This window comes from Streptomyces sp. NPDC017246 (genome assembly GCF_044331325.1).
In the GTDB taxonomy this organism is placed as follows: Bacteria; Actinomycetota; Actinomycetes; order Streptomycetales; family Streptomycetaceae; genus Streptomyces.
The window spans coordinates 101,789-114,085 of the sequence record NZ_JBIRMW010000009.1; the positions used below are offsets into that span (position 1 = coordinate 101,789).

Consider the following 12,297-nt stretch of genomic DNA (forward strand, 5'->3'; position numbering starts at 1 on the left):
AGGAGGCCGGCCGATGCCCCTACTGGGCCTCCACCGTCACGGTGAAGGAGAAGCGGTCGCCGCGGTAGCGGATGCGTGCCACGTCGACGACCCTTCCCCCCTGGTCGTAGGTCACGCCGGTGTAGTGGAGGATCGGCGACAGCAGCGGGACCTGGAGCAGCGCCGCCGTCTCCGGGTCGGCGAGACGGGCCTCGACCGTGTCCGTGATGCGGCTGATCCGCACCCCGACGACGTCCCGCAGCACCTTCGTCATCGGCCAGCGCTCCAGATCGGCCGGGTCGATCGTGGCGGCGAGCTCGGGAAGCACCGCGTTCTCCGCCCAGTTGGTCGGCTCACCGCTCTCCCCGTCGCGGCGCAGCCGCCGGTACGCCACGACCTCCGTCACGTCCGGGAAGTACTCCGCGAGCTCGCCCGGCACCGGTGCGGTGCCGTGCCCGAGGACCGTCGTCCGCTCGCCCGACTGCTGGGCCACGATCGCGTCGATCGAGCCGAGCAGCCGGCGCGGGGTGGAGCGCCGGGCGCCCGGCTCGATGAAGGTGCCGCGCCGCCGGTGCCGGCTGATCAGCCCCTCCTCCTCGAGTTCCTTGAGGGCCTGGCGCATCGTGAGCACGCTGACGCCGTAGTGCGCCGCGAGCTGCTCCTCGGTGGGCAGCCGCAGCGAGGCGTCGGGCGCGCGGCCCAGTATCGAGGCGCGCAGCGACTGCGAGACCTGATACCAGAGCGGCAGCTTGCGGTTCAGGACCAGCGAGTCGGGAGCGAAGGCGGTCACAGGTTCTCCGTACGAAGGCTACGGGCTTACGGCCGAGACACTACGGCCGAAAGTGGCGCTCAAGACCCTGCCATACGTCGTCGTACCCCTTCTGCAGGTGGTCGGCGTCAGCGGCCTGCGGGGTCGCCGTCACCGGCCAGCGGGTCTCGAACATGAAGGCGAGGCCGTCGTCGATCTTCTGCGGCCGGAGCTCGGCGGCGCTGGCCCGGTCGAAGGTATCCCGGTCGGGGCCGTGCGCGGACATCATGTTGTGCAGCGAGCCGCCGCCCGGGACGAAGCCCTCGGCCTTGGCGTCGTACGCGCCCTCGACGAGGCCCATGTACTCGCTCATCACATTGCGGTGGAAGTACGGCGGCCGGAAGGTGTCCTCGCCCACCAGCCAGCGCGGGGCGAAGACCACGAAGTCCACGCTCGCCAGCCCCGGGGTGTCGGAGGGCGAGGTGAGGACCGTGAAGATCGACGGGTCGGGGTGGTCGTACGAGATCGTCCCGATGACATTGAAACGGTGCAGGTCGTAGACGTACGGGGTGTGGTTGCCGTGCCAGGCGACGACGTCCAGCGGCGAGTGGCCGTACGTCGCCGACCAGAGGTTGCCGCAGTACTTGTTGACCACCTCGACCGGACCCTCGACGTCCTCGTAGGCGGCGACCGGGGCCCGGAAGTCACGGGCGTTGGCGAGACCGTTGGCGCCGATCGGGCCGAGGTCGGGGAGCTGGAACGGAGCCCCGTAGTTCTCGCAGACGTAGCCGCGGGCGGTCTCGTCCAGGAGCTCCACGCGGAAGCGGACCCCGCGCGGGATCAGGGCGACCTCGCCGGGGTGGGCGGCGAGCAGGCCCAGCTCGGTGCGGAGGAGGAGGCCGCCGCGCTCCGGGACGATCAGCAGCTCGCCGTCGGCGTCGCCGAAGACCCGCTCCATGGAGGCGTTGGCGTGGTAGAGGTGCACGGCCATACCGGTGCGCTGGGTCGCGTCGCCGTTGCCGCCGAGGGTCCACAGACCGGCCAGCCAGTCGGTGCCGGGGGCCGGGTCGGGCAGCGGGTTCCAGCGCAGCCGGTTGGGGTCGGGCACGGTCTCGGTGAAGGGTGCACCGCGCAGCGCGCCGTTGTCGATCCGGGTGAACGGCGGGTGCGCGGCCGAGGGGCGGATCCGGTAGAGCCAGGAGCGGCGGTTGTGGGCCCGCGGCTCGGTGAAGGCGCTGCCGCTGAGCTGCTCGGCGTAGAGACCGAGGGGTGCGCGCTGCGGTGAGTTGCGGCCGTGCGGCAGTGCGCCGGGGATCGCCTCCGAGCTGTGCTCGTTGCCGAAACCGGTGCTGTAGTCGAGCGCCTCGGCCGTCTTCCTGGCCTGCTCCGTGGTCATCGCCCGCTCCTGTCCTGAGCCCACATGGGAATCCTATGGATGACCGTAGGATTCCGCGCGCCTCCCGTCAACGGGGCACCGGGGACGGGCGTCGGAACCGGTCGGTGCGCGAGGGGGTCAAAAAAGATGAACAATGCTCTACTCTCACGCGCATGTCCTGGACCCGAAGGTTCCTCCTCGCGCTCTCGGTCGTGCTCGCGGCGCTCGCCGCAGCCCTGTTCACCGCACCCGGGGCCCAGGCCCACGAGGAGCGGCCCATCACCCTCCCGGACGGCTCCGGCAGCGTGCCGAAGCTCCGCACCGGAGAACCCGACCTCCTCGTCTGCAAGACCGACCGCACCGACTTCGAGCGCCGGATATCCGGCTTCCCGGCCACCCTCAAGGCCCGGAACCTCGCCCTCCACGAGCGCTGCGCCCGCGACGGCTACCGCCACCTCCAGCAGGCCGTCGACGCCGTCGACCGGCCCGGCCTCACCATCGCGATCCTCCCCGGCCTCTACGAGGAGGAGCCCTCACTGCCCCCGCCCACCGGAGCCTGCGCCACGCTCAAGGCCCCCAGGTCCGCGCTCGGCTACCAGATCCTCAGCTACGAACAGCAGCGGCAGTGCCCCCACAACCAGAACCTCGTCGCCATCCTCGGCAAGAAGAACCTCCAGATCGAAGGCACCGGCGCCTCCCGCCTCGACGTCGTCGTCGACGCCAAGTACCAGAAACTCAACGCACTGCGCGCCGACGGCTCCGACGGCGTCTACTTCCGCAACTTCACCGCCCAGCGCACCACCTTCAACTCCCTGTACGTGCTCGCCGCCGACGGCTTCGTCATCGACGACGTCCTCACCCGCTGGAACGACGAGTACGGCTTCCTCACCTTCGCCTCCGACCACGGCCTCTACAAGAACTGCGAGTCCTACGGCAACGGCGACTCCGGCATCTACCCCGGCTCGGCCTCGAACATCAACGACGGCCGCGGCTACGACGTCCCCCGCTACTCCATCGAGATCACCGGCTGCCGCAGCCACCACAACATGGTCGGCTACTCCGGCACCGCGGGCGACTCCGTCTTCGTCCACGACAACGAGTTCGACCACAACATGGGCGGAGCCTCCATGGACTCCGCCTTCCCCGGCCACCCCGGACTGCCGCAGAACCACGCCCGCTTCGAACGCAACCTGATCCACGACAACAACCAGAACTACTACCCGCACGTCGCCGACGGCACCTGCGCCAAACCGCCCGTCGAACGCGGCTACGAACAGGGCGTCGTCTGCCCCCAGATCTCCATGCCCCCCGGCACCGGCATCATCACCGCCGGCGGCAACTGGAACCTCTACGAGAACAACTGGATCTACGGACACCAGCGCGCCGCCTTCTACCTCAGCGCCGTCCCCGCCTTCATCCGCGGCGAGTCCGACTGGGGCAAGCAGACCGACACCTCCCACCACAACCGCTACGCCGGCAACCACCTCGGCGTCGACAGGGCCGGCACCGCCCGCCCCAACCGCAGCGACGTCTGGTGGGACGGCCAGGGCAGCGGCAACTGCTGGCAGACCGACACCGGCGCCGCCAGCCCCGGCGCCCTCCCCGGCTGCGGGGCACGCCGCGGCGACGTCTCGGGGAACACCGACCGGCTCGTCGGCGAACCCGTCAAACTCGCCCAACTCCTCGTCTGCGCCGACTACAACGTCCAGGCACGCCGCCTCCCGGCCGGCTGCGACTGGTACGGCGCCCGCGGCCTCCAGCGCGTCGAGACCCAACTCGCCCTCGGCAGCTCACTCGTCCTCGCCCTGGCCGGCTTCGCCCTCTGGTGGCGCCGACTGCGCGGCAACCGGCTCGCCGGCGCCGCCACCCTCATCGGCTTCGCCGGCCTGGCCCTCGACGTGGCCGGCTCGACCCTCGCCCTCACCCCGACCGCCGTCCCGGCGCTCGCACTGCTGCTCACCGGCCTGTGGTGGACCCTCCTCGGCCTCGCCCTGCGCCCTGCCCGCCCCGTCCTCGCCTGGACCACGGTGGCCCTCGGAGCCCTCACCCTCCTCGACGCCTTCGACAAGGCCGTCCTGATGGTCCCCGGCATTCCCGTGAGCCCCGCCTGGCTCCGCCTCCTGCTCGGCGTCGTCTGGGTCCTGTGGGCCGTGGTCGCGGCGGGAGCCCGCGACCCGCACGCCGTGCGAGCGGAACGTGAACCGGGCTCGGAGCCCGGGTCCGGACACGAACCGGAGCCGGAGCCCGAGCCGGGCGCGGCGTCGGGCGCGGCGTCCGGCACGGCGTCCGGCACGGTGCCGCGGTCCAGGTCGGGCCTGGAGCCCGACTCCGGGCAGGCCGAGGCGGGACCGCACGGGGAGGGAACGGCATGACGCACCCGCACGAGTCCCACCTCCCGTCTTCCCGGGAGACCCGGCAGACCCGGCAGACCCGGCAGACCCGGGAGACCGGGGAGACCGGGGAGACCGGGTCACCAGCGGCGTCCGGGGCGACCCGGGCCCCCTGGGCGTCCCGGGTAGCGCGGGGATCCTGGGCATCAGCGGCGGCGCCGGGGCCCTGGTGGGGGGGGGGGGGGGGGGGGGGGGGGGGGGGCCGCGGCCGCCCCCCCCCCCCCCCCCCCCCCCCCCCCACGACCGTGGCGACCCGGGCCCCCCGGGCCTCCATGGCGACCCTGGTGCTCGTCCTGGCCGCCGTGCTGGCCCTCGCGGGCTGCGGCGGCCGGGCCACCACCCATCACAAACCCGGCACAAGCCACCAGGAGGCCACCGGGAGCAGCGGCACCCTGCTCGCGGCCCGTGACGAGGGCGGGCACCGGCTCCGGGAGCTCCCGGCGGCGGAGGCGCCCGCCGTCAGGGCCGAGGCCCGCCCCGACAGCGAGGGCGGCTGGAACGTCCACCTCACGGTGGAGAGGTTCCGGTTCACCCCCGAGAGCACCGGCGGCGCGGCCCTCCCGGGTCGGGGGCACGCCCGGCTCCTGGTCGACGGGCGGGAGACCGCCCGGCTCTACGGCCCCTGGGGGTACGTACCGGCGGGCGCCCACACCCTGACCGTCCGGCTCCACGCGGACGACCACACGGTCTGGGCCACCGCCGGAGCCCCCGTCCAGACCACCGTCCGCCTGGACACCACCCCCACCGCCTCCGCCCCGCCCGCCTCCGCCTCCGCCTCGTCCGCGCCCCCCGCTTCGCCGCCCACGAGCCCCCGGCCGACCGTCTCCCGGACATCCGACCCCGGCCGGACCGTCACCCTCACCATCAGCGGCAGGACCGTCTCGCCACCCCCTTCCCGCATCGAGTTGAAGAAGGGCGAACGCCTCACCCTCCGGGTCACCGGCGACCGCGCCGACACCCTCCATGTCCACGGCTACGACCGCGAACTGCCGCTCTCTCCCGGCACGACCGCGACCCTCACCCTCGTCGCGGACCGCACCGGCCTCTTCGAGGTCGAGACCCATGAGTCGGGACTCCTGCTGACCCAACTCGTCGTCCGATGAACGGCATCCACGCCCCCGCCGCCCACGCCGCCGAGCTCGGACTTCCGCTCGCCCACGGCGTGGGCTCCCGGCACGACCTCCCCCTCTCGCCCTTCTACGCCTACGCGGGCGCCTTCGCCGCGCTCCTCATCTCCTTCCTCGCCCTCGGACTGCTCTGGTCCTCCTCCCGTTTCCGCGGCGACCGGTCGGGACGCCCGCTCCCCGCCGCCCTCCAGCGCGCGGCCGACGCCCCGGCGACCCGCACCGCGCTCCGTCTCCTCGGTGCCGCCGCCGGCCTCGTCGTCCTTCTCCACCTCCTGCTCGGCCCGGACGACCCGGACCGCAACCCCGCACCCGGCGCCCTCTACGTCCTGCTCTGGGTCGGACTCGTCCCCGCCTCCCTCCTCCTCGGCCCCGTCTGGCGCCTCCTCAACCCCCTGCGCGCCCTCCACGCCCTGCGCCCACCGCGGAACCCCCGCCCCCTGCCCGCCGCGGTCGGCATCCGGCCGGCCGCCGCCGGACTCCTCGCCTTCACCTGGCTCGAACTCGTCGCCCCCGAGAACACCTCCTCCGCCACCCTCCTGATCGCCCTCGCCGTCCACTCCGGCGTGCAGCTCATCGGTGCCGCCCGCTACGGCGACCGGTGGTTCGCCCACGCCGACCCCTTCGAGGTGTACTCCTCCCTGCTCGCCCGGCTCTCCCCGCTCGGCCGTCGCGCCGACGGCCGGCTCGTCCTGCGCTCCCCCTTCCACGGCCTCGACGCCACCCCGCAGACCCCCGGACTCGTCGCCGCCGTCTGCGTCCTCCTCGGCTCCACCGCCTACGACGGCCTCTCCGACAACCCCCGCTGGATCACCATCCTCCAGACCTCGTCCCTCGGCCCCACCCCCACCGCCACGCTCGGCCTCCTCGCCGCCGTCGCCCTCGCCGCCGCCTGCTACGGACTCTGCGCGGGCGCCCTGCGCCTGATGAACCGCTCGCTCACCACCCCGCTCACCTCCTTCGCGCACTCACTCCTGCCCATCGCCCTCGGCTATCTCGTCGCCCACTACTTCTCGCTCTTCGTCACCGAAGGACCACGTACAGTCATCATGGCAGGGGGCACTGACAACGCCTCCGCGCCCGCTCCCCTCCTGGGCCCCGCCGGTCTCGCGACGCTTCAGGTCGCCGCGATCGTCACCGGTCACGTCCTCGGTGTCGTCGCGGCCCACGACCGGTCCGTGCGCCTCTTCCCGCCCGCCCGCGCCGTCGCCGGCCAACTTCCCCTGTTCGCGCTGATGATCGCGTACACCCTCGGCGGCATCGGCCTGCTGATCGCCTGACCGGCCCCGGGCGGCAGCGGCCTGCCGGTCCTCCCGCTCGCCCCGGTGGCATCGGCCCGCCGATCCGCCCGGCCGGCCCCGGCCGAATCGGACTCCCGCCCTCCGATCGTCACGGCCGGAAGCCTTCCAATATTCCTCTTGAACAAGGGGGTTGGCCTGTGACTATGGTGATCCCCGCGCGTCTAGCGAGGCCTGACCAGCCTCCAGGGCGGCGCGCACATCACCGGCGGCCGGGGGAACTGTGCCGCCACGGGGAGGGACGTACCACCATGCCGCGACAGTCGCTTCGTCGTGCCCCGAGCCAGGCCCTCGCGGGCCGGCTCCGCCTTCGGGCCGGCGTGCCCGCTTAACGCGCGCACCGGAGTTCCTCCTCAAGGACACCCCCCACCGTCCTCGTATCGCACGAAGGATGCACTCTTGCGTTCCAGACCAAGGATGTTCATGTCCGGATCGCGGTTCTCCGCGGTCCTCACCCCCCTCACCACCTCCGTCGTCGGCCTCTCCCTGCTCGGTGGGCTCTCCCTCCAGCCCGGCCCCGTCGGCCAGGACGGCGCCCCGCGCATGGGCACGGTCGGCAACGACTACGACTGGTACACGGACACCGCCGCGGAGCAGCTGCGGCAGGACCAGTGCCTCATGGCCGAGGTACTGCGGGTGGGCGGGCCGGCCATGGCCGGCGTCGCCCAGGGCGGGCTCGACCAGCCGCCCGAGGGCCTGCACACGGCCGCCAACCGCAAGTACTGGGAGACCACTCCGCTCGCCACGGCGTTCGACAAGGACCGGACCGCCGCAGACAAGGAGCTGGCGGACATCTACGCCCTCCGGGAGAGCTGGCAGAAGCCGGTCTACGGGCTGCGGACCGTGGCCGGCATCAACGACTCGACCTTCCACTGGCCCCCCGGCGTCAGGGACGGCGAGGACTTCCACACCCAGACCGGCCTGACCAAGTGGATCGCGGACCAGTACTGGAAGAGCGAGGGCGACTTCTACGTCGACTCCACCCCGAAGGCCGACGAGCAGACCCGCAAGGCCGTCACCGATCTGGGCACCCCCCTCTACGGCAAGGCCCCCGACCCGGCGACCAGCACCGACTGGTACCGCGACGGCGCCGAGCACGCGGGCTTCGAGTGGCTGAAGGAAGCCACCTTCGAGCCCACCGGAGCGGACAACGCCCGCCTCTTCCTCGCCCACGGCGGCTTCCCCCGCACCGCCCCCGCCCCGGGCAGCCCGGAGTACCGCATCGCGGTCGAGGACCTGAAGACGCGGTTCTCCACCTGCGCCTGGCGCGACCCCATCGACCCGAGCAAGGTCATGGGCTCCGTCGCCGACACCGCGGCCGTCGAGTGGCAGCAGGAGATCGCCTCCCAGACCACCCAGCGCAACCGGGTCGTGGACGCGAGCGAGGACGCCACCAAGGCGCTCGCGGCCGGCTCCAAAGCGCTCGGCCAGATGCTCGGCCACTCATGGGTCGCCGACCGTCTCACCCGCTGGCAGGACTTCTGGTCCGCGGGCGGCGTCGGCTGGATCGGCGACGCCGCGTCCACGATCCAGCTGAAGGGCGCGGCGGGCAAGTGCCTGGACGCCCAGGGCGGCGGAACCGTCAACGGCACTCCCGTGCAGGTCTACACCTGCAACGGCTCGGCCGGTCAGCAGTGGCGGATGGAAGGTGACGACCACGGTCTGCACCTGCGCAACGTCAAGTCCATGCTGTGCCTCGACGTCGCCAACAACGGCACGGCCGTCGGCTCGAAGATCCAGCTCTACACGTGCAACAGCTCCCCGGCGCAGACCTGGGAGTACACGCCCCGAGCCACCACGCAGCTCAAGGGCGTCGGCTCAGGCAAGTGCCTGAACTTCCCGACGTACGACCTCGGCAGGGACGCCCTGCTCGCCACCTGCGCCGTCACCGGCTCCCAGCAGGTCACCGTCAAGCCGTCCGGCCAGACCGGCGAGGTGCAGCCCAAGGCCCACTTCGACCAGGCGGCCAAGGGCATCGCGGACGCCCGCGCGGGCGCCAAGGCGCAGCTCGCCGTCATCAAGCAGCAGGCCGTCGCGGCCAGGACGGCCGTGGCCGCCTCCGACGCCGCCGAGCAGGCCGCCTACGCCATCGCCGACGCGAACGGCGCTCCGCGTGGCCGCGGACTCCTGGTGGGTCTTCAGAAGGCACAGGTCACCAAGGGTGTCGCCGCCGCGCTCGACGCGATGGTGAAGGCCGGCGAGACCGCCGAGGCCGCCACCCGGGCGGCCGCCGCGGACAGCGAGACGATCACGCAGCGCGCGCTCGCCCAGGCCGCCCTGTCCAAGGCCGAGTTCCGCAAGGAGGCGGCCCGCGCCGCCGAGTGGCAGGCGAAGGCCGCTGCGGAGGGTGCCAAGTTCCAGCGCGACACCGCCAAGAAGGAGAAGGAGAACGCCGAGGCCAAGCTCGCCGTCGCCGTGCAGGCGGAGGCGGACGCCAAGGCCGCCGCCGCCGAGGCCCGTGCCCGCAGGCTGTCGGCGGAGGCCGAGGAGAAGACGGCGGAGAAGGAGAAGCTGACCGCCGCCGCCAAGCAGGGCGAGGCGGCACAGCACCGCCGGAACGCCGAGGCCGAGGCGGTGAAGGCGGAGGACGCCAGAAAGCTCGCCGAGTCCGCCGAGGGCACCGCCGTCCAGAAGAAGAACGACGCGGTGAAGGCCAAGGACAAGGCCCGCGAACTGCGGGACGACGCCTGGGCGGCCGAGCAGAAGGCGGACGTCGCCCGCGCCAAGGCCGACGCGAAGGAAGCCTTCGCCCAGGCCCACGAGTCCGACGCCCGTGCCAAGGAGTCCCGTGAGGCCGCGGACGCCGCGGACACCCACGCGGACAACGCCGAGGCCGCCGCGGGCCGGGCCCGGGGCGAGGCCGACGCCGCGACGGCGGCCGCCGCCGAGGCGGACGCCGCCGCCACCCGCGCCGAGGCCGCCGCGAGCCGGGCCCGTGCCGACTCGGACGCCGCCCAGGCCGCCAAGCTCAAGGCCGAGGCCGCGGTGAAGACCGCGACCAGCGCCGTGGCCGACGCCCTGGTGGCCTCCAAGCGCGCCGCCGACGCGGCGAAGACCGCGGTGGAGCTCGCCGACGAGGCGGAGGTCAGGGCCAAGGAGGCCAAGACCCACGCGGACGAGGCGAACAAGGAGGCCGCCAAGGCGCTGGCCGCCGCGGCCAAGGCCGCGGGCTTCGCCCATGTCACGGCCCAGGCCGCGGTGGACGCGGGGAACTCCGCCTCGCAGGTCGCCCGGCCCGCCAACGACGCGATCCAGCTCGGCTCCCCCTATGTCACGAGGGACTCCGCCGCCGGCCTGGTCGTCCTGACCGGCCAGGCGTCGAAGACCATCGCCGAACAGCAGAAGGCCGTCGCCGACGCCCACGCCAAGAACGCGAAGGACGAGGCGGCCGCCGCCAAGGTCATCGCGGACGCGGCCACCGGCGAGGCCAAGCAGGCGTACGTGCACGCCGCCAACGCCGCCGGGTACGCGGCCGACGCGCGCACCTACGCCAAGGAGGCCCTCGGTTACGCGGCCGACGCCGCCCGGGCCGCGGCCAAGGCGGCCGAGTCCCTGTCCCGTACGGTCGAGTACGACCGTCAGGCCGGCGAGGACGCCGCCGCGGCCGACAAGGCCGCGGGGCGCGCCGAGGGGCACGCCAAGGCCGCTCGCGACTCCGCCGACCAGGCCGCCCAGGACGCCCAGGGCGCCCGTGACGCGGCGGCCGCGGCCGAGCAGTCCGCCAAGGACGCCCGTGCGGCGGCCGACCGTGCCGCCGCCGCCGCGACCGTGGCGGAGGAAGCTGCCAAGGACGCGCTGAGGTACGCCAAGGAGGCGCAGGACGCGGCCGAGTCCGCCGCCCGGAAGCAGGCCAACCAGCAGATCGAGAACGGCGCGGGCACGGGCGGGACGGGGGGCACGTTCTTCGTCGTCGACGAGGACACCCTCAAGATCACCGACTCCAAGCAGAAGAACCCGTGCGTGCTCGAACCGGGCTGGACGGGGTGCACCGTCACGTTCGACCTGACGTTCGACGTCGAGGTCGAGTTCTTCATGTGCACCAGGCGCGACGTGCCGGCGACGGAGACCGGCTGCCCGTCCGAGGCCACCCTGCTGCTGGAGCGGCAGCCGTTCAAGGGTCTGAAGAAGGAGGTCACCCGGTACTTCAGCAAGTGGGACCTCATCGAGGAGACCATCGCCTACAAGATCCTCAAGGCCGTCCTGCTCCAGGACTTCATCGACTGCTGGAACGGCAGCGCCGGCGGCTGCGCCTGGGCCGCGAGCAACTTCATCCCGGGCAAGGCGTTCACCAAGGTCGGCGAGGCGATCACCGCCCTCCACGCCGCGCTGAACACCGGGATCGGCGTCCGTGACGCGTTCAACACGCTCAAGGCGCTGGACGGGCTGGACCCGGCGACCCTCGTGCGGCTCGAGAACACGGTCAACCTGTACGAGGACCTGCTGACGTCCTGCAAGATCAACAGCTTCCCGGGCACCACCCGGGTGCTGATGGCGGACGGCAGCCACAAGGCGATCGGCGACGTCCGCCGCGGGGACCGTGTCCTCGCCGCCGACCCAGAGACCGGGGAGCGTCGCTCCCAGGTGGTCTCCGCGACGTACGCGCACGACACCGAGCGGCTCGTCGACATCACCTTCGTCGACGGTTCCGTCCTGACGAGCACCGCCGGACACCGGGTGTACGTCGACGGGCGGGGCTGGATCGTCGTCTCCGAACTGCGCACGGGCGACGCCCTGCTCACCCCCGAGGGCACGCCGGTCGCCGTCGGCGGGCTCAGGGACCGTTCGGGGCTCGCCCCGAGCAAGGTGTACGACGTGACCGTCGACGGCCTGCACACGTTCTACGTGCGTCCCGAGGGTCAGCGGTCGCGGGACCTCCTCGTCCACAACTGCATGAACCTCACGGACGAGCTGGCCTTCCCGAGCACCGGGGCGCACACGCTGAGCCGGCACGTCAACGTCACGCCCGAGCAGGCCGCCGAGTTCGCGGCGGAGAACCTGCGCAGGGAGAGGCCCGGGATCAGCAGTGTCTGGACGGACCAGGACATCGCCCAGCAGGCGATCGACCGTGTCGTCTCGGACTACTTCTTCCCGGGTGGCAAGCGGCGCCAGGCCAGCTTCGACGCCCTGGACAACTGGCTCAACAAGCGGGGCCAGTGGGCGAACAAGGAGGAGTTCCCGATCTCCGGGTCATGGGGCGCACACACGTCCCTCGGCAAGGTGTACAAGCCCGACGGGTCGTGGACGGCCGCCGGCAACGAGGTCAAGGTCGTGCTCAAGCGGATGAAGAAGAGCGGTCACATGGGATACATCATCTACACGGCGTATCCGGTCTGATCGGTCGAAAGGTCCGTCGGCCCCGGGTGGCCGGGTCCGTGACCCGACC

General features: G+C 72.7%; 6 protein-coding genes. 4 read left to right on the plus strand and 2 right to left on the minus strand.

Annotation, left to right across the window (positions count from 1 at the left end):
* Positions 1 to 19 precede the first annotated feature (19 nt).
* Together ACH4MY_RS21935 and hmgA are read right to left on the minus strand one after the other, a co-directional pair.
* On the minus strand, positions 20 to 769 hold the full coding sequence (locus tag ACH4MY_RS21935) for a GntR family transcriptional regulator (RefSeq protein ID WP_398005401.1): 750 nt from the start codon (positions 767 to 769) through the stop codon (positions 20 to 22).
* Between the two features lie 40 nt (positions 770 to 809).
* Positions 810 to 2,123: a homogentisate 1,2-dioxygenase gene (gene hmgA / locus ACH4MY_RS21940; RefSeq protein WP_398005402.1), complete on the minus strand. Its 1,314-nt coding sequence runs from the start codon at positions 2,121 to 2,123 to the stop codon at positions 810 to 812.
* Positions 2,124 to 2,275: 152 nt separating this feature from the next.
* On the opposite strand from hmgA, the gene ACH4MY_RS21945 reads away from it, so the two are divergent.
* The 4 genes from ACH4MY_RS21945 (at position 2,276) to ACH4MY_RS21960 (ending at position 12,248) form a co-directional block, all read left to right on the plus strand.
* Positions 2,276 to 4,474, plus strand: coding sequence for a right-handed parallel beta-helix repeat-containing protein (locus ACH4MY_RS21945; protein WP_398005403.1), 2,199 nt, complete (start codon positions 2,276 to 2,278; stop codon positions 4,472 to 4,474).
* 290 nt (positions 4,475 to 4,764) lie between these two features.
* Positions 4,765 to 5,595: a hypothetical protein gene (locus tag ACH4MY_RS21950; protein WP_398005591.1), complete on the plus strand. Its 831-nt coding sequence runs from the start codon at positions 4,765 to 4,767 to the stop codon at positions 5,593 to 5,595.
* Complete coding sequence (locus ACH4MY_RS21955; protein ID WP_398005404.1) at positions 5,592 to 6,896, plus strand: hypothetical protein; 1,305 nt, start codon at positions 5,592 to 5,594, stop codon at positions 6,894 to 6,896. Before ACH4MY_RS21950 ends, ACH4MY_RS21955 begins: the two co-directional genes overlap by 4 nt.
* Positions 6,897 to 7,337: 441 nt before the next feature.
* A complete protein-coding gene (locus tag ACH4MY_RS21960) occupies positions 7,338 to 12,248 on the plus strand; it encodes a ricin-type beta-trefoil lectin domain protein (protein WP_398005405.1) in 4,911 nt (1,636 codons plus the stop codon).
* Positions 12,249 to 12,297 lie beyond the last annotated feature (49 nt).

Bases quoted from the DNA above. Each gene is read 5' to 3' on its own strand.
- ACH4MY_RS21945 (WP_398005403.1), top strand. From the start codon at position 2,276: ATGTCCTGGACCCGAAGGTTCCTCCTCGCGCTCTCGGTCGTGCTCGCG.
- ACH4MY_RS21960 (WP_398005405.1), top strand. From the start codon at position 7,338: ATGTCCGGATCGCGGTTCTCCGCGGTCCTCACCCCCCTCACCACCTCC.
- ACH4MY_RS21950 (WP_398005591.1), top strand. From the start codon at position 4,765: ATGGCGACCCTGGTGCTCGTCCTGGCCGCCGTGCTGGCCCTCGCGGGC.
- ACH4MY_RS21955 (WP_398005404.1), top strand. From the start codon at position 5,592: ATGAACGGCATCCACGCCCCCGCCGCCCACGCCGCCGAGCTCGGACTT.
- hmgA (WP_398005402.1), bottom strand. From the start codon at position 2,123: ATGACCACGGAGCAGGCCAGGAAGACGGCCGAGGCGCTCGACTACAGC.